Raw genomic sequence first — 21,247 nt, 5'->3', positions numbered from 1 at the left:
AAGGGAAGACAGCCATGGCCCACGAAAAGAACCACGACTATCACATTTTGAACCCCTCAATCTGGCCATTGCTGACCGGCGTTGCCGTCTTTGTAATGCTGTTTGGTGCGGTTATTTGGATGGATTCCTCTAGCAACCCTTACCTGTTCTTGATGGGCTTTATTGGCGTGCTTTACTGCATGTACGCATGGTGGGCTGAAGTCATCGTTGAAAGCCACCAAGGCGATCACACGCCGGTTGTTCAGATCGGCCTACGCTACGGTTTCATCATGTTCATCATGTCCGAAGTCATGTTCTTTGCAGCATGGTTCTGGTCGTTCTTCAAGCACGCCATGTACCCAATGGGGCCACAATCCCCTGCGATTGACGGTCAGTTCCCGCCAGCGGGCATTGAGACATTTGACCCTTGGCACCTACCATTGATCAACACGTTGATACTGCTTTGCTCCGGTGCGGCAGCAACTTGGGCGCACCACGCTTTGGTGCACGAAGACAACCGCGAAGACGTTAAGTACGGCCTGATCCTTGCTGTTGTTTTGGGTGTGATCTTTACGATCTTCCAAGCCTATGAATATAGCCACGCGGCATTTGGTCTTGCTGGCAACATCTACGGCGCGAACTTCTTTATGGCGACGGGCTTCCACGGGTTCCACGTTGTGATCGGAACGATCTTCCTGTTCATCTGCTACCTGCGTGTGCGCAAAGGTCACTTTACCCCTGAGCGTCACATCGGGTTCGAAGCGGCAGCTTGGTACTGGCACTTCGTTGATGTGGTTTGGCTGTTCCTGTTTGCAGCTGTCTACGTCTGGGGCCAGTAAGGCACCTTGACGTCAGCCATGTGACACGACAAGACGCGCAAGGTGCATCCTTGCGCGTTTTTCATTTTCAGGGACTTTCATGCGGACACTCCTCTTCCCTCTGGTTATCGGTCTTGGCGGCATTGCAGTCCTGCTGTGGCTGGGGTTTTGGCAGGTTGAACGTCTTGCATGGAAAGAGGGTGTCATCTCCGACATTCAAGACCGCGTAGCGCAAGACCCGGTACCGCTTCCCGAAATAGTCGACCCCGCATCAGACAATTACCTGACAGTAATCATGCAAGGTGCCGCAACAGGCGCCGAGATCCGGTTTCTGGATTCCGGCACCGCAGCGGGTACAGGTCACCACATTATCTCAGCATTTGAACTGACCGACGGTCGACGTGTGATGTTGGATCAAGGTTTGCTGCCGCTTTATGCCGAAGAGGGCGAAGCACTGACCGACGAAGTGACCGTTCAAGGAAATTTGGTTTGGCCCGACGACACGGCCGATCCTTTGAACGTCGGGGACGAATGGTATGCCCGCGACGTCGACGCAATGGCACAGGCATTGGAAACCGAACCAGTCTTCGTAGTGCTGTCTGCGGCAACCGCTTATGATGCCCGCCTAACACCGTTGCCCGTCGATACCCGCAACATCAAAAACGACCATCTGGAATACGCGATTACGTGGTTTCTTCTGGCGGTGGTCTGGTTGTCGATGACAACGTTTTACATTGTGCGTTCAAGACGCCAAAAAGTGGCCTGAGGAGGCCGACTGACATGAAATATATCTCTACCCGTGGCGAAGCGCCAAAGCTGACATTCGAAGAAGCAATGATGACTGGTCTGGCGCGCGATGGCGGTTTGTATGTCCCCGAGACAGTGCCGACGCTGACCCAAAATCAGATCGCGGCGATGGCGGGCCAATCCTACGAAGAGATCGCATTCACTGTCATGCGCCCTTTTATTGGCGATACCTTTACCGATGACGAATTTCGCGGATTGATCGGCGCCGCCTACGCGGACTTCAACCATGCCGCCCGCGCGCCGCTTAAACAGCTCGACAACAATCACTTCCTGTTGGAACTTTTCCACGGCCCGACGCTGGCGTTCAAAGATTTCGCTATGCAGCTGATTGGCCAGATGTTCCAAGCCTCACTTACGCGATCAGGCAAACGGATCACGATTGTTGGGGCGACGTCCGGTGATACAGGATCCGCTGCGATTGAAGCGTTTCGTGGGCTTAGCAATGTGGATGTCTTTATCCTGTTCCCCGACGGTCGCGTGTCGGATGTTCAACGCCGTCAGATGACGACGCCATCGGAATCCAATGTCCATGCGCTGGCGCTCGATGGTGATTTCGATGATTGCCAAGCTGCGCTGAAAGACATGTTTAACGATTTCGAATTCCGCGATGGGGTGAACCTCGCTGGCGTAAATTCGATCAACTGGGGGCGCGTATTGGCCCAAGTTGTCTATTTCTTCTCTTCAGCCGTCGCACTTGGTGCGCCGCACCGCAAAGTTAGCTTCACCGTTCCGACAGGTAATTTCGGGGACATTTTTGCGGGTTACATCGCTAAGAAAATGGGCTTGCCGATTGAACAATTGGTCATTGCGACGAACCAGAATGATATCTTGCACCGCACACTTGAAACAGGCGCACAGGTCAAAGAAGGCGTGACACCGTCGATCAGCCCATCCATGGATATTCAGGTGTCGTCCAATTTCGAACGCGCGTTGTTTGATGCCTATGGGCGCGACGGCGCCGTCGTTGCTGAGCAAATGGAAGAGCTCAAGGACAATGGCGCATTTACGATCAGCCAAGGTGCGATTGAAATGTTGCGCGACACGTTTGATTCTGGCCGAGCATCCGAGGATGAAACATACGCTACAATCAAATCCGAGCTAACACGTTCTGGAGAGTTGCTTTGCCCGCATTCTGCAGTTGCCGTCAAAGTTGCAGATGAACACCAAGGCCCGACACCGATGATTACTCTGGCGACGGCGCACCCCGCCAAATTCCCAGCGGCTGTGGAAAAGGCAACGGGTCAGCACCCGCCACTGCCACCACATATGGCAGACCTTTTTGATAAGCCCGAGCGAATGACACAGGTTCCAAACGACCTCGCGGCGTTGCAATCTCTCATTAAGGAGCGGCTGAACACGTGACCGTCCAACAACATACGCTCTCTAATGGGTTTCGCATCGTCACCGAACAGATGGCAGGTCTGAAATCCGCCTCTATCGGCATTTGGGTGACCGCTGGGGGCCGCGACGAACGCGCCGATCAGAATGGTATCGCGCATTTCCTTGAACATATGGCGTTCAAAGGAACCGAACGACGCACTGCATTGCAAATTGCCGAAGCTATCGAGGACGTGGGCGGCTACATCAACGCCTATACTTCGCGCGAGATGACAGCCTATTATGCCCGTGTTCTGGAAAACGATGTGCCGCTGGCATTGGATGTTCTGGCAGACATTCTGTTGAACCCCGTATTCGATCAAAACGAGATTGAAGTTGAGCGCGGTGTGATTTTGCAAGAAATCGGTCAGGCTCATGATACCCCTGACGATGTGATTTTCGATTGGCTTCAGGAAGAAGCCTACCCGAACCAAGCGTTGGGCCGTACGATTTTGGGCCCAAGCGAACGGGTGAGCAGTTTTTCACGCGCGGATCTGTCGGACTTTATCGGCGAACACTACGGCCCAGATCAAATGATCCTGTCGGCAGCCGGTGCCGTGGACCCAGATGAGCTTTTGGCGCTGGCCGAAAAGTTATTTGGCCACCTGCCACCGCGTTCCCTCCCGCACACGCCAGAAGCGGCGGCATTTGCAGGCGGAGAACGCCGTGTCGTTAAAGGGCTTGAGCAAGCTCATTTCGCGCTGGCATTTGAAGGGCCGGATTACCGCGACCCCGGAATTTACGCCGCGCAGGTGCACGCCATTGCTATGGGCGGGGGCATGTCTTCGCGTCTGTTCCAAGAACTGCGAGAAAACCGCGGGCTTTGTTATACGATCTTTGCACAAGCAGGGGCCTATGCTGATACGGGCTTGATGACTGTCTATGCCGGCACCTCCGCCGATCAACTTGGCGATCTTGCGACCCTGACGATCGACGAACTGAAACGCGCCGCCGATGACATGAGCGCCCAAGAGGTTGCGCGCGCGCGATCACAGATGAAGGCCGGCTTGCTTATGGGGCTGGAAAGCCCAAGCAACCGCGCGGAACGTTTGGCCCGCATGGTGGCGATTTGGGGCAAAGTGCCGACAATCGAGGACACAATTGAACGGATTGATTCCGTGACAACAGGGGATGTACGCGCATTCGGGGCCGATTTGGTGACACGTTCTGCAGCTGCAATGGCGCTCTATGGCCCAATTGACGAGGCACCGACCCTTGAGGCGCTTAAGGCTAGGTTGGTGGCCTAATGTTGCGCACAAAGCGAAAGGTCCGGATTGAGACAGACCGACTTACGCTTCGTCCGCCAATCCATTCGGATTTTAGAGCGTGGACAGCTTTGCGCCAAGAGTCGCGGGAATTTTTAACACCATGGGAGCCTACTTGGGCCAGCGATCATCTGTCTCGCAAGAGTTTTACAAATCGAGTGTATTGGGCCCAACGGTCTGTCTCAAACGGGACAGCTTTGCCCTTATTCTTGATCCGACGCAGTGACGAAGCGCTACTTGGCGCAATAACTTTGGATCACATTCGCCGCGGGCCTGCCCAAGCAGGAACGACAGGCTATTGGATTGGCGAGCCGTTTGCGCGGCAGGGCTATATGCGCGAGGCGATTGGAGCCGTAGTGCATTATGCTTTCACAACGCTCGACCTTAGCCGCATCGAGGCGGGGTGCTTGCCCCAGAATACGCCGTCCCGGGCATTATTGGAAAAGTGCGGCTACAAATACGAGGGCGTCGCGCAGAGCTATTTGCAAATCAACGGTCGCTGGCGCAACCATGTGTTATACGCCAACCTGCGCCATGACCGTCGAGGTAAGACAGACGTAGGGTGATAGGTTCGGCGCATGCGTCCTGCTGCATTGCACTATCAACCTGATAGCCTCGCCCGAGCAACAATGGCGAACCGTAGGGATCGAGATGACATTGAACAATGCTGATGAAAGTTTTGTCGCGCGGTTGCGTGGGCTTTTGCCTGACGCGGCGTTTCAAGCGGATCCGACAGGGTTTCTGCAAGAACCGCGTCGGCGATGGTCGGGGCGTGGGGTCGTGGTTTCGCCTGCCTCGGTAGATGAGGTTTCGACGTTGATGGCCGCTTGTTTTGAGGCGCATGTTCCTGTGGTGCCGTTTTCCGGTGGGACCGGATTGGTTGGCGGACAGATCACCGAAGAGCTTAACCCGATCATTCTGTCGCTGGCACGGTTGAACAAAGTTAGGGGCATCTACGCCGATGAAAACGTCCTTGAGGTCGATGCAGGGGTCATTCTTGCTGATGTCCAGCAGGCGGCGGCTGATGTCGGGCGATTGTTCCCGCTGTCTTTGGCCTCTGAGGGATCCGCGCGGATGGGTGGGCTACTGGCGACGAATGCGGGCGGCTTGAATGTCATCCGGTACGGCAATGCACGGGCGCAGTGTTTGGGACTTGAAGTCGTGCGGGCTGATGGCACGATTTGGAACGGCATGAGCCGCTTGCGCAAAGACAACACCGGGTATGATCTTCGGGATCTGATGATCGGGTCCGAGGGGACGTTGGGCGTCATTACAGGCGCTAGCCTGCGAATGATGCCACGCCCTGCGGATGAAGCAACTGCGATGTTTGTGGTGCAAGATCCAGCTGCGGCAGTGGCACTGCTTTCGAAAGCGGGGGATCAACTCGGTGAAAGCATAACGGCGTTTGAGCTTATTCATAGTCAAGGTCTCGATTTCCTGGATGAAGTGGCGCTGGACTACCGTGCACCGTTTGCGACGACACCCGAATGGTGCGTTTTGACGAAGGTTGGAGTTGCTCAAGGTCAATCTGCTCAAGCCGCGCTTGAGACCCTGTTTGAGGCCGCTGGTGACCTGATCCTCGATGGGGTGATCGCACAGTCACAACAACAGGCAGATGATATGTGGACCATCAGGGAACAAATACCCGAAGGCAATCGCCGGATCGGATCGATTTCGTCGCACGACATTTCGGTGCCGATTTCCACAGTGCCAGAGTTCATCGCAAAAGCGCCAGACTGCTTGGCGCAGGTCGGCGCGTTTAGGATAAATTGCTTCGGGCATCTTGGGGACGGCAACTTACATTATAACGTCTTTCCCCCCAAAGGGCGCGCCCGCGATGAGTTTACCAACCAACGTGAGGCCATCAAAACGGCTGTTCATGATCTTGTTCATCAGTACGGCGGATCCGTCAGTGCTGAGCATGGTATTGGGCGTCTGAAGGTCACGGATTTAGAAACCTATGGTGATCCGGCAAAGCTCGTGATGATGCGGGCGATCAAGGATGCGCTTGATCCGCGTGGCATTCTTAATCCTGGTGCTGTTCTCGCGGCGCGGTGACCTTGCACTGGGCGGTCCTGCGTCGTAACAGGGCGCGGACAAGGAATAAGGGTGAACTATGCCAGTTCTGGTGATGAAATTCGGCGGCACAAGCGTCGCGACAGTCGACAAGATCAGGCGCGCGGCCAAGAAGGTCGGTGTTGAGGTCGCAAAAGGGTACGACGTTATTGTGATCGTGTCCGCGATGTCCGGTGAGACCAATAAACTTGTGGGTTTCGTTAACGACACGTCGCCGTTGTATGATGCGCGTGAATACGATGCGATCGTATCATCCGGTGAAAACGTAACGGCCGGGCTTATGGCGCTGACGTTGCAAGAAATGGACGTGCCCGCGCGCAGCTGGCAGGGCTGGCAAGTGCCGGTTCAGACAACAAGCGCCCACGCCAATGCGCGGATCGAAGAGATCCCGACAGAGAACATCACTGCCAAGTTCGGCGAAGGTATGAAAGTTGCCGTCGTCGCTGGTTTCCAAGGGATCAGCCCAGAAGGTCGGATCACAACGCTTGGGCGTGGTGGGTCCGATACGACCGCCGTGGCCTTTGCTGCTGCATTCGATGCTGAGCGTTGCGACATCTATACTGACGTCGACGGGGTCTATACGACCGATCCACGCGTCACGGATAAGGCCCGCAAGTTGGACAAAATTGCGTTTGAAGAAATGCTCGAACTCGCGTCGCTGGGTGCCAAGGTTTTGCAAACGCGGTCTGTTGAACTGGCTATGCGATACAAGGTGCGCCTACGCGTGCTATCATCATTTGAAGAACAATCTGACGAAGCCGGAACGCTCGTCTGTGCGGAGGAAGAAATCATGGAATCCAACGTAGTAGCAGGCGTCGCCTTTAGCCGCGACGAAGCAAAAATGACATTGATCTCTGTGGCGGACCGCCCGGGCATCGCTGCTGCAATCTTTGGTCCTTTGGCCGAAGCAGGTGTAAACGTCGATATGATCGTGCAAAACATCTCTGAAGAGGGTCGCACGGATATGACTTTTAGCTGCCCGATTGATCAGGTGGCCCGCGCCGAAAAAGCGATGGCAGAAGCGAAAGCTAAAGATGAGATAAATTTCCATGATCTGGTCGCGGATACTGACGTGGCCAAGGTATCCATCGTTGGGATCGGGATGCGTTCGCACGCGGGCGTTGCGGCGAAAATGTTCGCAACATTGCGCGACGAGGGTGTGAACATCAAAGTCATCACCACATCCGAGATCAAAACATCCGTTCTGATTGACCGCAAATACATGGAACTGGCTGTTCAGTCGCTGCATGATGCGTTTGAGTTGGAAAAAGTGGCATGAGCCTGATTGTTCGCCCCATTGACGTCGCGCACCACGCGGAATGGGACGGACTCTATGCGGCCTATGCCGAATTTTATGGCGTAGAACAGACCGCTGAAATGCGCGACCGCGTGTTTGAATGGCTGACCACTCATGCCCATGAAGTGAACGGCTTTTGCGTCTTCAACGAAGGAGAGATAGTTGGGATCACCCACTACAGGGTCTTCGCACGTCCTCTGGCTGCGGCAACAGGTCTGTTCCTTGATGATCTGTTTGTTTCCCCCGAGGCCCGTGGGACGGGTGCGGCTGGCGCATTGATTGATGCTGTACGCGGCGAAGCCCAGAAAAACGGCCACAGCGTGGTGCGCTGGATCACAGCCGAGGACAACGCCCGTGCGCGCGGCCTTTACGACAAGATCGCGGAACAGACAGCTTGGGTGACCTACGACATCAAAGTTTGACGCAAAAAGCGTCTTTAGTTGAATAGTTGCCGCAAAATACTGCGGCACCTAAGCACATTGCAAAATGTCTCCAAACCTTCATGGTATGACCATTGCGGCAGCGTTCTCCCACAGGTAGTGTTGTTGTCGCGCGTGTGGGAGTGGAAATGCCTCAAGGATTTGAATCTGAAAGCCGAAAGCTGCTTGGGCGGTTGCGCGATGTCATGGCGAGTGGCGTCGAGGGGCAAGCGCGTCTGGACGAGATCGTTGGCTTGATTGCATCCTCGATGCAGGCAGAAGTGTGTTCGATTTACCTGTTTCGCGACGCCGAAACGCTGGAACTTTGCGCCACACAAGGCCTTGAGCAAGAGGCCGTTCATCAAACACGAATGCGCCTAGGCGAAGGTCTGGTCGGGCGTGTTGCAAAAACACGTATGGTCGTTAACACGGCGGATGCTCCTGCAGCCAAAGGGTTCCGCTACATGCCGGAAACTGGCGAGGAACGTTATTCGAGCTTCTGCGGTATTCCGGTGCAGCGCCTCGGCGAAACGATGGGTGTTTTGGTTGTTCAAAGCCGAGACCCAAGAGAATTTACCGCTGATGAGGTGTACGCCCTCGAAGTTGTCGCGATGGTTTTGGCGGAGATGAACGAGCTTGGTGTTTTTGTAGGCGAGGGGGCAGCCCTGCGCGCCCGTCACCAAGAACCCGTCCTATTCAGAGGAACAGTCGGTCAGGAAGGGGCAGCCGGGGGCAATGTCTACCTGCATGAACCGCGCGTAGTTGTAACCAACGTTATTGCCGACGATCCAGAAGCTGAAACCGTGCGTCTGCGCGAAGCCGTCGATACGCTGCGGGTCTCCGTGGATGATATGCTGACCCAAACTGCGACAGTAAATACTGATCAAAAACAGGTACTAGAAGCCTATCGCATGTTCGCCAACTCCCGCGGTTGGATGCGTCGGATGGAAGCGGACATCGCCCAAGGCTTGTCTGCGGAAGCCGCAGTTGAGAAAGAGCAATCGCTGGCGCGGTCGCGGATGGGGCAGGCAGACCATTACCTGCGCGATCGTCTGCATGATCTCGATGATCTATCCAACCGGTTGCTGCGAATCCTAACGGGGCAGAACGCGCAGACAGGGGCTGACATGCCCGACGCGCCTGTTCTTGTCGCCCGCAATATTGGTCCCGGCGAATTGCTGGAATATGGCAAGGCGCTCAAAGGGATCGTGCTTGAGGAAGGCTCAGTCGGAAGTCACGCGGCAATTGTTGCACGCGCATGGGCAATTCCATTGGTCATCCGCGCTAAAGGGATCACGACCGAAGCTTTGAATGGTGATCGCATTCTCGTTGATGGGGAACAGGGCATTGTCCACTTGCGGCCCGACGACACCGTCAAAGCCGCTTTTGGTGACAAGATCGCGATGCAAGCCGCGGCACAGGCGCGCTATGCTGGCATTCGTGATCTTCCTGCCATGACAAAATGCGGAACGGTCGTGTCTTTACACATGAACGCTGGCTTGATGGCTGACCTTCCGTCGCTCGAAAGCTCGGGCGCTGAAGGTGTCGGATTGTTTCGGACCGAATTGCAGTTTCTTATCCGCAGTCAAATGCCGAAACGTGCTGAGTTATCAGCGCTTTATGCGCGAGTCATGGATGCTGCCAAAGGCCAGCGGGTAGCGTTTCGCACGTTGGATATCGGGTCGGACAAAGTGCTGTCCTACATGAAGGCAATCGAAGAACCCAACCCTGCCATGGGCTGGCGTGCGATCCGAGTTGGCCTTGAAAAACCAGGCGTTTTGCGGATGCAGCTTCAGGCGTTGTTGCGGGCGGCAAATGGGCGGCCATTGTCCGTGATGTTCCCTTTCGTTGCCCAGTTGGAAGAATATCGCGCAGCACGCGCCGAGTTCGACAAAGCGATGGCGCGGGAGCGCCGTCTGGGCCATCCTGTTCCCGACGATTACAAGATCGGCGCAATGCTTGAGACGCCCAGCTTGGCATTTGCCCCTGATGTATTCTTTGAGGAAGTCGATTTCATTTCGATTGGCGGCAACGATCTAAAGCAGTTTTTCTTTGCAGCAGACCGCGAGAATGAACGAGTTCGCCGTCGCTACGATACTTTGAACGTGAGTTTCCTGACGTTCCTTGAACAGCTTATTGCACGCTGTAAGGCTCATAATACGCACGTCAGTTTCTGTGGCGAAGACGCGGGACGCCCGATCGAAGCCGCCGCATTTGCAGCCCTTGGCTTACACAATCTGTCGATGCGGCCAGCCTCAATCGGGCCGGTCAAACATATGCTTCGCCGGATTGACCTTGGGGAGGTTAAGTCGATCATCGACGCGTCCCGTACACGGGGCGACCAATCTGCCCGTGGGGCGATCAGCGATTACCTTCGCGGTCAGGTATAGGCTCAGGTTTCAGGCCTTTAGAAGCGGGCCCGTCAGTTTGGACAGCTCTTCGTGGAAAGCATCCGCGACCTCATTCTCACCGAAATCACGGGCGAGGGATCGCAGCCCGAAATGAACATGAGCGATGTCGGTGTAATAGCTGACAAAGGTGTAGTTGGTGCCTGCGCCCGCCGCAGCGCCCAAGATTGGCACAGCCTGACCTGCAAGTTTTTGACCAAGGACCGTGGCGAATTGAGGTGCTACTTTGCTGATCAGTTTATTGATCGCGGCCCCTGACAGCCCGATGCGTGCGCCGATGAAACTCGTATCAACGCCATCGTCTTCTTTGCCGTGGCCACCTTTGCCAAACACCATCAGGCATTGGGCGCGGGTTTCTGGAGCGGTCGGGTCTTCGCCGTGCGTTTCGGCAACATGCTGCACGGCGCGAAAAATCATTGTTGTTGCAATGGGGAGTTCGGCAAGGGCTGTCGGCAGACCGCCAAGCCCACCAATTGCACCCGAAACCGACGCAAGAGCTTTGTGCGCACGATCAGACGCAACAGCGCGTCCGATGCCACCACGACTGCGTCCAGCCGCATCATAACTGGCCCGCAATGCGCGCACGGCTGCTCCGTCCAGACGGGTGCGGGTTGTATCAGGCAGTAGCTTAAGTCCGTCTTCGACTTGTCCTCCAAGGAACGTCACCACTTGCATGAGCACTCCAGACGCCGCGTGTTGGCGGGCGGCGAGGGCCTTAATTCGAGCACGTTCTGCCTCGTTTAAGGGGGCAGGTGGGGTACGGGGGGTGATGTCTCTCATTGTGTCGGGATCAGCTGTCATACCTTTAATATGGGCATGAAACTGCGGTTTTCAATTAATCGAGCGAATCAAGCCGCTTGCGCACACGCCCACGAACACCCGCCCATGGGCCAAACCCGAGGATACGATCAGGGTTTGTTGGAGGCGGCATCACCACGCCATTTAGCGGGCGAAACCCAAAGCGTTCGTAATAGGGCGCGTCACCAACCAGCAGCACACGCGGCCAGCCAGCTGGTGCTGCGCGTTCCAAGACATCACGGATCATGAGCCCGCCAAGGCCTTCGCCTTGCCGAGTGGGGTGCACGGACACAGGACCAAGCAGCAATGCATCATGGGCCTCAATGCGGATCGGCCAGCATCGGATCGCGCCGCCAATCTCTCCGTCATCGTCTTGTACGACACTGCAAAATTCGGGAACGGGTGGAACGTCATCGCGCAGACGATACGACGACAACGCCTTGCGCCCAGGCGCAAAGGTTAGGTCATAGAGGGCTTCAACGCCCCACCAATCATCGGCTGTTTCTTGTCGCAGTTCCATGCGCTTAGGTTTCTTCGTGTTTTGCTTTCAATGCAAACAAGTTATTGATTTGCCAAATCGTAACAAACGGCCGAGGCAAAGATGTTTTACCAACCCAAAGATGGCCACGGCTTGGCCCACAATCCCTTCAATGCTGTTGTAACACCGCGCCCGATTGGCTGGATTTCTACTCGTGGGGCGGATGGGGCGGACAACCTTGCGCCGTATTCTTTTTTCAATGCGGTTGCTTATGAGCCTCCGCAGGTGATGTTTTCATCGACCAGCGTGAAAGAGGATCGCGGGGACACGAAAGACAGCGTCGCCAATATTCGTGAAACAGGGGTCTTTGCGGTCAACACTGTTGAATATGCCATGCGCGATGCAATGAACCGTACGAGTGGCATGTGGCCACGCGAGACCGATGAATTCGTTGACGCTGGAATCGAAAAGGCGGCTTGCCAAACAATCAATTGCGCCCATGTTGCGGGCGCACCTGCGGTTCTTGAATGCCGTATGACCCAAATCGTCAAGATCGAAGGGGCCGCGAATTTCGCGGTATTTGGCGAGGTCGTCGGCGTTCATCTGCGCGACGATTGCATGGTGGACGGTGCATTTGATGTGACGCAGTTCCAGCCGTTGGCCCGCGGTGGGTATAAGGATTACTCGGTTGTGCGCGACGTCTTCCAGCTCGTGCGGCCTGATGAATAGCGCTTAATGCACCACGAAATAGCGCACGAGCCCGTAAATGTAGAAGACCGAAAACATCAGGTTTAACCACTTGAGTTGGGGTTCCGTGCGCAGCCAGCCACAATAGCACCAGATGATGCAAAATGGCAGGCTGAGCGACATGGCCAATAAGTGCCACCCTTGAACAACGGCCAGCGTTGATCCAACGCCTAACACCACTGCAAATTGCTTCATCCACCGCTCATAGGCGGCGAGGGCCATAAGACCGTTTCTCACTCCGATTGCTCCAAGAATAGGCGTCCCGTGGACCCGGGTAAGTGCGCCTGTAATATCCTTAGAACATCAATGTGTTCGGATCAATGCCCGCCGATGATGCCCGTTTTTACAGAGTAATCGACCGCGATTTCGTAGTCAGGGTCATCGTCACTATCCACAACCAAGTGGCCGGCCTTTGACAACAGCTGATGGCAATCGTGGGTCAAGTGGCGCAGTTGAATTGATTTGCCGTGGTCTTCGTACTTGGCAGCGACGGCTTCGATGGCTTGCAGCGCGGATTGGTCAGCGACGCGGGACCCTTCAAAGTCGATGATGACTGATTTTGGATCGTCGTTAACTGTGAACAACTCGACGAAGCCTTCAGCCGAGCCAAAGAATAGCGGGCCGTTGATTTTGTAGACCTTTGCGCCCTCTGGCGTGACGTGGGTGTTCGCGTGGATACGGCGCGCGTTGGACCATGCATAGGCGAGTGCAGACACGATAACACCAACAACAACGGCAATCGCGAGGTTTGTCATCACGGTCACAACAGTAACCAAAACAATGACGAAAGCGTCCATGCGCGGCACTTTGGTCATCACCTTGAACGAGTTCCACGCGAAGGTGCCGATCACAACCATGAACATCACGCCAACCAATGCGGAAAGCGGGATTTTCTCAATCAGGCCCGATGCAAACAGGATGAATGCCAACAAGAACAACGCCGCAACAGTACCAGCGATGCGCGTACGACCGCCGGATTTCACGTTGATCATCGACTGACCGATCATCGCACAGCCACCCATGCCACCAAAGAAACCTGTGACGGTATTGGCTACGCCTTGGGCGATACATTCTTGGGATGCGCCGCCGCGTTTGCCAACAATTTCACCGACCAAGTTCAAAGTCAGTAGGCTTTCGATCAAGCCGATGGATGCCAAAACAAGCGAGAAGGGCAGGATAATATACAAAGTCTCAAGCGTAAGAGGGACCATCGGAATGTGGAACGGTGGCAAGCCGCCTTCGATACTCGCGAGGTCACCGACCAATAGAACATCGAGGTCTAGCGCGATTGCTAGAATGGCAACGATGCCAATGCCCGCCAATGGCGCTGGAATCAGGTTTGTGATCTTCGGCCAAACCCAAATGATCGCCATTGTCAGCGCCGTCAGTGCCAACATGAGGTAAAGTTTCGTTCCAGTCAGCCATTCGCCATTTGGGATCCCGTGGCTGCCGCCATGTGCTGTTCCGGGCACTTGGAACTGGCCAAGCTGGGCAAGGAAAATAACGATCGCGAGGCCGTTAACAAAGCCCAACATCACCGGATGAGGCACAAGGCGAATGAATTTTCCCCAATGCATGAACCCGACGACGAGCTGAAGCAGCCCCATCAAGACGACCGCAGCAAACAAATATTCTATACCGTGCAAGACCACAAAAGCAGTCATGACAACGGCCAAAGCACCGGTCGCTCCGGAAATCATCCCCGGGCGACCACCAATCAGCGCGGTAACCAAGCCGACGATAAACGCCGCATATAGCCCGACCAGCGGGTCAACACCTGCCACGAATGCAAAGGCAACAGCCTCGGGCACAAGCGCGAGAGCAACAGTCAGGCCGGACAACACCTCGATGCGCAAGCGATCAGGTGTCAGATTGCGGCTTGAGGGCTTTAGATCGGCGTCTTCAAGACGACCAACAAGATTAGCGAGGATGGACTGACGCAACGGAGCACCTAATTGTTTGGGGTTCTTTGGCCGCCGTGTAGCCCAAGGTGCCTGCGCTGTCACCCCTTGGATGCCATTCGAGGGTTTTATGGGCCGTTTGACGATTTGAACTCTTCACAAGTTGGGACATGCACGGCAGGGTTGAGAGACAACAAGGCGGGGATTTATGCAAACTAAACTCGGAATCATCGGCGGATCGGGCCTTTACGATATCGAAGGCTTGGAAGACGCCAATTGGGTGTCGGTAGACAGCCCGTGGGGCGCACCTTCGGACGATGTTTTGTGCGGCACGTTGCACGGCGTTGAGATGGTATTTTTGCCGCGCCACGGGCGAGGGCACGTGCATTCGCCAAGCACTGTGCCGTATCGCGCCAACATAGACGTATTGAAACGACTTGGTTGCACTGATGTTATCTCAGTCTCGGCGTGCGGCTCGTTTCGCGAAGAAATGGCGCCGGGAGATTTTGTGATTGTCAGTGACTTCATTGACCGAACCTTTGCGCGCGAAAAATCGTTCTTTGGCACCGGCTGTGTGGCGCATGTCAGTGTGGCGCACCCAGTGTGCTCGCGCCTTGGTGACGCTTGTGAAAGTGCGGGCAAAGCCGCTGGTGTGAACGTCCACCGTGGCGGCACCTATCTGGCAATGGAAGGTCCGCAATTTTCGTCGCTCGCCGAAAGTAAGCTTTATCGTGAGGTCTGGGGCTGTGACGTGATCGGCATGACCAATATGCCCGAAGCGAAACTCGCCCGCGAGGCGGAGCTTTGTTACGCGTCAATCGCGATGATCACGGACTATGACAGTTGGCACCCTGACCATGGTAGTGTCGATATTTCCGATATTATCGCGACGCTAGGGGCCAATTCCGCAGCGGCCAAAACGACGGTGGCAGGGATTGCGCAAATCCTGTCTGGTGAACGCGAGCCATGCCCTTGCGGATGTGACCGAGCCTTGGAATATGCAATCATGACAGCGCCGGATGCACGCGATTCAGCTCTCTTGGCTAAACTGGACGCTGTTGCAGGCCGCGTTCTGTGATCCGCAGTATTCTTGCATGGATCGTGGGGGGCGTGGTTGCGGCCCCTGTGTTTGCGCAGGAATACGTAACCACAGACGGCCCGTTGAGCGACACAGACTTTTATCGACTGGTTTCATGCGCTGCGCGACCCGGGGAAGGCTGCAATGAGCCCATCATTCATTGGGCAAACCGTGTCGTTACGGTTACATTTGCGCCGATCCCGATTGGCTATCGAGAGGAACTTGCGCGCGAAATGGACCGCGCCCTTGGGTCTGCAGTCGCGCAGATCAACGGCGCTGTCTCGGGCGTTACTGTACGACGCGTTTCGAAATCCCAGCCTGCGGACATTGTTATCTATCTGCAACCCATCCGCGCAGGTGACGCGGTTCGCGGAACAGGATACCCCCAGTTGGACGGAACACCGATTGGCGCGGCCTTGGTGCAAGTGTTTTGGGACGAAAACCTTAAGCTTACGGAAGCGGCGATCGTCTTTGCTGGCGATCTTCCGATTGAGCAGGCCGGTTCAGTTATGATTGAAGAACTCAGCCAAGCAATGGGTCTCATGACCGATATTCGAAACCCGCACTACAACACGTTGTCGGTCTTTTCCGAGGACAGTAACAGTGTCGCAAAACTTGGCCGCCAAGACCGAGAGGCGTTGCGACGTCACTACCCAAACAACCCCTAACCGCTAACAAGGAACCAAAATGAAACCGCAACGAAAGACCGTTCAGGACTATATCCGCACCATCCCCGACTTCCCGCATGAAGGGATCATGTTTCGTGATGTAACGACGCTTTTTGCTAATCCACGGGGGTTTCGCATGGCGGTGGATCAGTTGCTGCACCCATACGCGGGCGAAGACATTGACGTTGTTGTTGGCCTTGAGGCGCGGGGGTTCATTTTGGGCGGCGCGATTGCGCACCAGCTGGGCAAAGGGTTTGTTCCGATCCGAAAGAAAGGCAAACTGCCAGGCAAAACGATTGAACAGGCATATTCGCTGGAATACGGCGAGGCCGTGATGGAAATGCATGACGACGCCATCGAAGCAGGCGCAAAGGTATTGGTCGTGGATGATCTGTTGGCGACGGGTGGCACTGCAGAGGCCGGTATTAAATTGCTGGAAAAGCTAGGCGGCGATGTTGTGGGCTGTGCGTTTGTTATCGACCTGCCAGAACTCGGCGGGCGCGAAAAGCTTGTGAAGCTGGGACATGAAGTTCACATTTTGTGTGAATTTGAGGGTGATTAGGCCGATTGGGGCTAGTTGGCTTTGCGTTTGGGCATAAACGGTAGAGGGGCTACGGGCACACCATCCTCGATCAACTTTTTGGCCTCGTCCAATTTGGCCTCGCCGTAGATCGCACGTTCGGGGGCGTCTCCGTCGTGCATCTTGCGGGCTTCTTTGGCAAAACCTTCACCAACGTATTCGCTGTTTGCTTCAACGTCTTTGCGCATTTGGGTAAGGGCGGTCTCCGCATCTGATTGTGGTGACTTAAGCTCGGGCGCCTTTGATTTTGACTGAACACTAGGTGCCATCAAAGACCGCTTAACATCGCTGGACCCACAAATCGCACAAGACAAATGGCCCGCATCCGCGAGCGCATCAAACCCGTCGGACGATTGAAACCAGCTGTCGAACTGGTGGTCTTCGTTGCATATCAATGTATAGCGGATCACAGTTTTTTTGCCCTTTCTCTCCTGTAGACATAGGGCGGCGGGCAGGACGCGGCAACGGCCTAAGCTGTTTTTGGTTTGAAATTCAGGATAATCGTAGAGAGTTCCGGATCATCAACAAGTGCCGCGGCTTTCTTGCGAGGCAGCCATTTTCGCGTGCGTTCCTTGCGTTCGGGCCACGTTTTCAGGACTTTCTTCACCTTTAGCGGATAGACGACCGCAAGGCAGGGTAGTTCATCTTTGGAAAAGGTTTTGGAATAGCTGAAAACGCCTGCAGGGCGTACATGGACTTTGCCGCGCACGCCTGCTTCTTCATAGGCTTCGGTTGCGGCGGCATCCATCGGGGTTTCACCGTTCATGGGCCAACCTTTTGGCACGATCCAGCGTTTCGTGCGGCGGGATGTCACCAAGCAAATCTGGACCTTACCATCCTTGATCCGATAGCAAAGCGCTGCGAACTGCGTGCGCAATTCAGTCTTGGCGCCTTTGCCTAGCTCAATTTCTTGTTGCTGAATTTCGCCCATGCCTGTCGTTCCGGCTGTTGCCCTTCGTGCGCGTTAGTGTGCACTATTCGTCGAGCGCTTATCCTACGGAATAGTAATGGAAATGCAACGAAGCACCGGACGGAATACAACAAGATTTGGCTGTGCAGTGGCACTGTCGGTGTTTCTTGTGTCGCCAGCGGTGGCAGATGATGTGACGGTTTTCGCTGCTGCGAGTCTGCGCGACGCGGTCTCGGGCCTAGCTGAAACCTATGAGGCTGAAACGGGCGACAACGTCACATTGGTGTTTGCGGCCTCGTCGACCCTAGCGCGGCAAGTGGTGCAAGGTGCGCCTGCGGATGTGGTTTTGCTGGCAGATGTGGATTGGGCTGACTGGTTGGTTGATGAGGGTGGGGTTGAACAGGTTGCTGCGTTCGCGCGCAACAGCCTTGTGATGGTTGCACTGGATGGTCACACAATTGATGATCCCAACAGCATTCCCGACATTCTGTCCGATGGCTACATTGCAATGGCGCAGGTCGATGCTGTTCCCGCTGGACGCTATGGCAAGGCGGCGTTGGCTTCCCTTGGGCTGTGGGACACTTTGGAATCGCGTATTGTTCAGGCCAACAACGTTCGTGCTGCGTTGCGGTTCGTGACAAGCGGCGAGGCGGCATTCGGCATAGGCTATGCGAGCGACCTTGTGGCGATCCCTGATCTGCGAAAAGTGTACTGCTTTGCTGAAGAAACCCATCCCTCCATCGTCTTTTCTGGCGGGTATGTTACCGATCACGGTGCGCAGTTTTTCGAGTATGTTCGAGGCGATGTCGGCCAAGGGATACTATCTGAATGGGGGTTCACACCGGTGATTGATCAATGAATGAGCTCCTCGGACCTGCTGAATGGGCGGCTTTGTGGCTGTCGCTCAAAGTCGCGTTTTGGGCGACGTTGTGCAGCTTACCAATTGGTTTTGGCGTGGCATACGTCTTGGCGCGTGGGCGTTTTGTTGGCCGTCAGGCGTTGAACGTCTTGGTGCACCTGCCGCTTGTGATGCCCCCTGTTGTGACGGGTTATCTTTTGCTGCTTGGGTTTGGACGCACTGGCCCTTTAGGGGAACTGTTTGAAAACCTGTTTGGTTTGGTCTTTGCCTTCCGCTGGACTGGGGCCGCCTTGGCCGCCGCGATCATGGGGTTCCCATTGATGGTGCGTGCCATCCGTTTGTCGCTAGAGGCTGTCGATTCAGGTCTAGAGGAAGCCGCAAGCACGCTGGGTGCATCGCGCTTTAAGGTCCTGCGAACTGTGACATTGCCGCTCGCGTGGCCGGGGATATTGGCGGGTGCGGTGCTTGGGTTTGCCAAAGGAATGGGGGAGTTCGGAGCGACGGTAACGTTCGTGTCAAACATACCGGGGCAGACGCAGACGCTGGCCCTGTCGATAGATACCTTGCTGGATGTTCCGGGCGGTGAACCCCTTGCGCTACGGTTGGCCATCGTGTCGATCTTAATCGCGGCGGTCGCATTGATCATAAGTGAGGTCCTCGCGCAGCGGGTCTCAAAGGCGAGGGCGCGCTGATGCTGTCAGTTGATATAGCCAAAACATTCGATGGCTTTACCCTAGACGTGGCCTTTGATGCGCCTGCGGGTATCACGGCGATTTTCGGTCCGTCAGGATCTGGCAAAACGAGCGTCATTCGAGCGGTCGCGGGGCTTTTGCCTTGTGAACGAGCACAGGTAACCTTGTCCGGCGTTGAATTAACCCACTTAAGGCCTTGCATGAGGAAGGTTGGATATGTCTTTCAAGATGCACGACTTTTCCCGCATATGACGGTGCAAAAAAACCTGCGTTACGGTGGTTCCCATGACGAAGAAGCCGTCATTGCGGTGCTTGGACTGTCAGCCCTGTTGGACCGTTCTCCGGCGACCCTGTCGGGTGGTGAACGTCAGCGCGTTGCCCTTGGCCGTGCTCTAATGTCGGCACCGGAACTCTTGTTGATGGACGAACCACTGTCCGCCCTTGATGCCCCACGAAAGGCCGAAGTGCTCCCCTATATAGAAGCGCTGCGCGATCAGACATCGATCCCGATCCTATACGTCAGTCACGACATGGGAGAGGTTGCACGGCTCGCACGTAATATAGTTGTGCTAAATAAAGGTCAGGTGGTCCTGTCGGGTGACATGGAAGATGTGTTGTCTGATCCAGCCGCTGTGCCCTTTCTTGGTGTGCGCGATGCGGGCGCGGTTTTGACGGGGCGTGTCGTTGGGCATGCGGATGACGGTCTTACTAAAATTGAAACGGGCGCAGGGGCCGTTTGGGTGCCCGGCGCTGTTGGCCGTGCGGGCGGAACCGTGCGCGTGCGCGTTCCTGCGCAAGACATCATTCTGTCGCGCACGCAGCCTGAAGGGCTGAGCGCGTTGAATGTTCTGCCGGTCACGATTGCAGCGCTTGAACGGGGCGGCGGGCCTGGCGTTGCTGTGGCATTGCAGGCGGGTGATTCAAGACTTTTGGCGCGGGTAACGAAGCGGTCGTGCGACGGCATGGCGCTGCAAAAGGGGGATCGTATTTTTGCGATCTTAAAAGCGACGGCGATTGCCTCAACCGATGTTGGTTAGCGGTACGTCGGGATAAGATCGGTCTTTGTAGGGGTTGCTTCATAAACGGCGCGCGCAATCGCTCTGCTAAGACATGTTGCACCGGCGGCGCCGATTGCGGCGAAGGTTGAAACGTCGACGGGCGTGTCCTCATTTGTGGACACACCAAACACCAAATCTCCATCAAGTGGGGTATGCGACGGTACGATCGCGCGCGCCATTCCGTCATGTGCTGTGACCGCCAGCCGGTGACACTGAACTTTGCTGAGCGGTGCATCCGTGGCGACAATCGCGATGGTAGTATTGGCACCCCGCGCCGCGTGGAGCCCCATGGCCTGTTCCTTGAGGCTCGGGTCGGGGCATGTGTAGCCAACGGCGGGATCGGGGCCGAGGCCCCCGAACTCACGATCTATTTCAAACGGCGCCGCCCAGAAATAGCGGTCCCCTGATGTTGTAACGCTACCCATTGAATTCACCACGACCAAAGCGCCAACGGTGGTTCCGTCCGGCAAAACAACGGAGGCAGACCCGAGCCCGCCCATTTGCCGTGCCGCCATTGCGCCTGTGCCCGCGCCATGACTTCCGATCGCGAAATCATCAGCCGCAGTATCAAATGCCGCACGCCCAAGGGCAGCGTAGGGGTTCGCATCCCAGTCCTTGTCGCCGCCGTTTATCAGGTCGAACACAATGGCACCGGGAACGATGGGGACGGTCACATCGCCGACAGCAAAACCGCGCCCTTTGTCACGCAATCCAGCGGCCACGCCGCTACAGGCATCTAACCCAAAAGCCGATCCTCCAGACAGAACCAAAGCATCAACTTGCTGCACGGTTTTGTCAGGCGCAAGAAGGTCCGTTTCGCGTGTTCCCGGCGCGCCGCCCATGACATGAACGGATGCTGTGAAAGGCTTGTCCGCAACCAAAACTGTGCTGCCGGATTTCAGGTGGTGGTCTTGCGCGTTGCCCACCCGTAGGTTTGCGATATCCGTAATCAGGTTTCGAAGTCCGGGTGCATATGTCATGGCTTTGCCGTTTGCTGTGATGACTTTCTCAACTGTGCCTTGGAATACCGAT

23 protein-coding genes are annotated in these 21,247 nt (G+C 55.7%); 16 read left to right on the top strand and 7 right to left on the bottom strand.

What is annotated here, in order from left to right:
• Positions 1 to 14 precede the first annotated feature (14 nt).
• The 9 genes from L0666_RS15245 to ptsP all read left to right on the top strand — a co-directional run bounded on the left by L0666_RS15245 (position 15) and on the right by ptsP (position 10,428).
• Positions 15 to 818: a cytochrome c oxidase subunit 3 gene (locus tag L0666_RS15245; protein WP_235262258.1), complete on the top strand. Its 804-nt coding sequence runs from the start codon at positions 15 to 17 to the stop codon at positions 816 to 818.
• A 79-nt stretch (positions 819 to 897) separates the two neighbouring features.
• Positions 898 to 1,563, top strand: coding sequence for an SURF1 family protein (locus L0666_RS15240; protein ID WP_235262257.1), 666 nt, complete (start codon positions 898 to 900; stop codon positions 1,561 to 1,563).
• Positions 1,564 to 1,577: 14 nt separating this feature from the next.
• Positions 1,578 to 2,966, top strand: coding sequence for a threonine synthase (thrC, locus tag L0666_RS15235; RefSeq protein WP_235262256.1), 1,389 nt, complete (start codon positions 1,578 to 1,580; stop codon positions 2,964 to 2,966).
• A complete protein-coding gene (locus L0666_RS15230) occupies positions 2,963 to 4,228 on the top strand; it encodes a M16 family metallopeptidase (protein WP_235262255.1) in 1,266 nt (421 codons plus the stop codon). The genes thrC and L0666_RS15230 overlap by 4 nt, the downstream gene beginning before the upstream one ends.
• Positions 4,228 to 4,812, top strand: a complete 585-nt coding sequence (locus tag L0666_RS15225) for a GNAT family N-acetyltransferase (RefSeq protein ID WP_235262254.1) — start codon at positions 4,228 to 4,230, stop codon at positions 4,810 to 4,812. Before L0666_RS15230 ends, L0666_RS15225 begins: the two co-directional genes overlap by 1 nt.
• Before the next feature lie 85 nt (positions 4,813 to 4,897).
• A complete protein-coding gene (locus tag L0666_RS15220; RefSeq protein ID WP_235262253.1) occupies positions 4,898 to 6,304 on the top strand; it encodes an FAD-binding oxidoreductase in 1,407 nt (468 codons plus the stop codon).
• Between the two features lie 58 nt (positions 6,305 to 6,362).
• Positions 6,363 to 7,601, top strand: coding sequence for an aspartate kinase (locus L0666_RS15215; protein ID WP_235262252.1), 1,239 nt, complete (start codon positions 6,363 to 6,365; stop codon positions 7,599 to 7,601).
• Positions 7,598 to 8,041 (top strand): GNAT family N-acetyltransferase, encoded by a 444-nt coding sequence (locus L0666_RS15210; RefSeq protein WP_235262251.1) that lies wholly within the window; start codon positions 7,598 to 7,600, stop codon positions 8,039 to 8,041. The genes L0666_RS15215 and L0666_RS15210 overlap by 4 nt, the downstream gene beginning before the upstream one ends.
• A 146-nt stretch (positions 8,042 to 8,187) precedes the next feature.
• Positions 8,188 to 10,428: a phosphoenolpyruvate--protein phosphotransferase gene (gene ptsP / locus L0666_RS15205; RefSeq protein WP_235262250.1), complete on the top strand. Its 2,241-nt coding sequence runs from the start codon at positions 8,188 to 8,190 to the stop codon at positions 10,426 to 10,428.
• Between the two features lie 9 nt (positions 10,429 to 10,437).
• On the opposite strand, the gene L0666_RS15200 is transcribed toward ptsP, so the two are convergent.
• Both L0666_RS15200 and L0666_RS15195 read right to left on the bottom strand, forming a co-directional pair.
• Entirely contained in the window at positions 10,438 to 11,247 is an 810-nt protein-coding gene (locus tag L0666_RS15200) for an EcsC family protein (protein WP_235262249.1), read from the bottom strand.
• A 34-nt stretch (positions 11,248 to 11,281) separates the two neighbouring features.
• Positions 11,282 to 11,764, bottom strand: coding sequence for a GNAT family N-acetyltransferase (locus L0666_RS15195; protein WP_235262248.1), 483 nt, complete (start codon positions 11,762 to 11,764; stop codon positions 11,282 to 11,284).
• A gap of 81 nt (positions 11,765 to 11,845) precedes the next feature.
• Here L0666_RS15195 and L0666_RS15190 point away from each other — a divergent pair, with 81 nt between their 5' ends.
• Positions 11,846 to 12,451 carry a flavin reductase family protein gene (locus L0666_RS15190; RefSeq protein ID WP_235262247.1) on the top strand — a complete coding sequence of 202 codons (606 nt, stop codon included), beginning with the start codon at positions 11,846 to 11,848 and terminating at the stop codon, positions 12,449 to 12,451.
• A gap of 3 nt (positions 12,452 to 12,454) precedes the next feature.
• Here the strand turns inward: L0666_RS15190 and L0666_RS15185 are convergent, their stop codons facing one another.
• Together L0666_RS15185 and L0666_RS15180 are read right to left on the bottom strand one after the other, a co-directional pair.
• Positions 12,455 to 12,706: a peptidase gene (locus L0666_RS15185; protein WP_235262246.1), complete on the bottom strand. Its 252-nt coding sequence runs from the start codon at positions 12,704 to 12,706 to the stop codon at positions 12,455 to 12,457.
• Positions 12,707 to 12,786: 80 nt separating this feature from the next.
• Positions 12,787 to 14,412, bottom strand: a complete 1,626-nt coding sequence (locus L0666_RS15180) for a SulP family inorganic anion transporter (protein ID WP_235262245.1) — start codon at positions 14,410 to 14,412, stop codon at positions 12,787 to 12,789.
• A gap of 166 nt (positions 14,413 to 14,578) precedes the next feature.
• Here L0666_RS15180 and L0666_RS15175 point away from each other — a divergent pair, with 166 nt between their 5' ends.
• From L0666_RS15175 to L0666_RS15165, 3 genes are read left to right on the top strand one after another with little or no spacing between them, the layout of a single operon-like run.
• Positions 14,579 to 15,448, top strand: a complete 870-nt coding sequence (locus L0666_RS15175) for an S-methyl-5'-thioadenosine phosphorylase (protein WP_235262244.1) — start codon at positions 14,579 to 14,581, stop codon at positions 15,446 to 15,448.
• The gene (locus L0666_RS15170) at positions 15,445 to 16,116 is read left to right on the top strand and encodes a DUF2927 domain-containing protein (RefSeq protein ID WP_235262243.1); all 672 of its coding nucleotides are present in this window, start codon (positions 15,445 to 15,447) and stop codon (positions 16,114 to 16,116) included. The genes L0666_RS15175 and L0666_RS15170 overlap by 4 nt, the downstream gene beginning before the upstream one ends.
• Positions 16,117 to 16,135: 19 nt before the next feature.
• The gene (locus L0666_RS15165) at positions 16,136 to 16,678 is read left to right on the top strand and encodes an adenine phosphoribosyltransferase (RefSeq protein WP_235262242.1); all 543 of its coding nucleotides are present in this window, start codon (positions 16,136 to 16,138) and stop codon (positions 16,676 to 16,678) included.
• Positions 16,679 to 16,689: 11 nt separating this feature from the next.
• Here L0666_RS15165 and L0666_RS15160 read toward each other — a convergent pair whose 3' ends face one another.
• Both L0666_RS15160 and L0666_RS15155 read right to left on the bottom strand, forming a co-directional pair.
• Positions 16,690 to 17,106 (bottom strand): DUF1178 family protein, encoded by a 417-nt coding sequence (locus tag L0666_RS15160; RefSeq protein WP_235262241.1) that lies wholly within the window; start codon positions 17,104 to 17,106, stop codon positions 16,690 to 16,692.
• 59 nt (positions 17,107 to 17,165) lie between these two features.
• Positions 17,166 to 17,627, bottom strand: coding sequence for an NUDIX hydrolase (locus L0666_RS15155; protein ID WP_235262240.1), 462 nt, complete (start codon positions 17,625 to 17,627; stop codon positions 17,166 to 17,168).
• A 76-nt stretch (positions 17,628 to 17,703) separates the two neighbouring features.
• Between L0666_RS15155 and modA the strand changes: the two genes are divergently transcribed.
• The 3 genes from modA to modC are packed head-to-tail and all read left to right on the top strand — an operon-like array spanning position 17,704 to position 20,194.
• Positions 17,704 to 18,465, top strand: coding sequence for a molybdate ABC transporter substrate-binding protein (gene modA, locus L0666_RS15150; protein WP_235262239.1), 762 nt, complete (start codon positions 17,704 to 17,706; stop codon positions 18,463 to 18,465).
• On the top strand, positions 18,462 to 19,157 hold the full coding sequence (gene modB, locus L0666_RS15145) for a molybdate ABC transporter permease subunit (protein WP_235262238.1): 696 nt from the start codon (positions 18,462 to 18,464) through the stop codon (positions 19,155 to 19,157). The genes modA and modB overlap by 4 nt, the downstream gene beginning before the upstream one ends.
• The gene (gene modC / locus L0666_RS15140; RefSeq protein ID WP_235262237.1) at positions 19,157 to 20,194 is read left to right on the top strand and encodes a molybdenum ABC transporter ATP-binding protein; all 1,038 of its coding nucleotides are present in this window, start codon (positions 19,157 to 19,159) and stop codon (positions 20,192 to 20,194) included. The genes modB and modC overlap by 1 nt, the downstream gene beginning before the upstream one ends.
• Here the strand turns inward: modC and L0666_RS15135 are convergent.
• Positions 20,191 to 21,195, bottom strand: coding sequence for a P1 family peptidase (locus L0666_RS15135; protein ID WP_235262236.1), 1,005 nt, complete (start codon positions 21,193 to 21,195; stop codon positions 20,191 to 20,193). The genes modC and L0666_RS15135 overlap by 4 nt on opposite strands.
• Positions 21,196 to 21,247: the final 52 nt, after the last annotated feature.

Source organism: Octadecabacter algicola, assembly GCF_021532625.1.
GTDB classification, from domain to species: Bacteria; Pseudomonadota; Alphaproteobacteria; order Rhodobacterales; family Rhodobacteraceae; genus Octadecabacter; species Octadecabacter algicola.
Note: the sequence above shows the minus strand (reverse complement) of the source record. Positions and strands in the feature narration are given on the sequence as shown.

Excerpts from the sequence above, each read along its gene's own strand:
- L0666_RS15245 (WP_235262258.1), top strand. The coding sequence starts at position 15 with ATGGCCCACGAAAAGAACCACGACTATCACATTTTGAACCCCTCAATC.
- L0666_RS15240 (WP_235262257.1), top strand. The coding sequence starts at position 898 with ATGCGGACACTCCTCTTCCCTCTGGTTATCGGTCTTGGCGGCATTGCA.
- thrC (WP_235262256.1), top strand. The coding sequence starts at position 1,578 with ATGAAATATATCTCTACCCGTGGCGAAGCGCCAAAGCTGACATTCGAA.
- L0666_RS15225 (WP_235262254.1), top strand. The coding sequence starts at position 4,228 with ATGTTGCGCACAAAGCGAAAGGTCCGGATTGAGACAGACCGACTTACG.
- L0666_RS15220 (WP_235262253.1), top strand. The coding sequence starts at position 4,898 with ATGACATTGAACAATGCTGATGAAAGTTTTGTCGCGCGGTTGCGTGGG.
- L0666_RS15215 (WP_235262252.1), top strand. The coding sequence starts at position 6,363 with ATGCCAGTTCTGGTGATGAAATTCGGCGGCACAAGCGTCGCGACAGTC.
- L0666_RS15210 (WP_235262251.1), top strand. The coding sequence starts at position 7,598 with ATGAGCCTGATTGTTCGCCCCATTGACGTCGCGCACCACGCGGAATGG.
- ptsP (WP_235262250.1), top strand. The coding sequence starts at position 8,188 with ATGCCTCAAGGATTTGAATCTGAAAGCCGAAAGCTGCTTGGGCGGTTG.
- L0666_RS15200 (WP_235262249.1), bottom strand. The coding sequence starts at position 11,247 with ATGACAGCTGATCCCGACACAATGAGAGACATCACCCCCCGTACCCCA.
- L0666_RS15195 (WP_235262248.1), bottom strand. The coding sequence starts at position 11,764 with ATGGAACTGCGACAAGAAACAGCCGATGATTGGTGGGGCGTTGAAGCC.
- L0666_RS15190 (WP_235262247.1), top strand. The coding sequence starts at position 11,846 with ATGTTTTACCAACCCAAAGATGGCCACGGCTTGGCCCACAATCCCTTC.
- L0666_RS15175 (WP_235262244.1), top strand. The coding sequence starts at position 14,579 with ATGCAAACTAAACTCGGAATCATCGGCGGATCGGGCCTTTACGATATC.
- L0666_RS15165 (WP_235262242.1), top strand. The coding sequence starts at position 16,136 with ATGAAACCGCAACGAAAGACCGTTCAGGACTATATCCGCACCATCCCC.
- L0666_RS15155 (WP_235262240.1), bottom strand. The coding sequence starts at position 17,627 with ATGGGCGAAATTCAGCAACAAGAAATTGAGCTAGGCAAAGGCGCCAAG.
- modA (WP_235262239.1), top strand. The coding sequence starts at position 17,704 with ATGGAAATGCAACGAAGCACCGGACGGAATACAACAAGATTTGGCTGT.
- modB (WP_235262238.1), top strand. The coding sequence starts at position 18,462 with ATGAATGAGCTCCTCGGACCTGCTGAATGGGCGGCTTTGTGGCTGTCG.
- modC (WP_235262237.1), top strand. The coding sequence starts at position 19,157 with ATGCTGTCAGTTGATATAGCCAAAACATTCGATGGCTTTACCCTAGAC.
- L0666_RS15135 (WP_235262236.1), bottom strand. The coding sequence starts at position 21,195 with ATGACATATGCACCCGGACTTCGAAACCTGATTACGGATATCGCAAAC.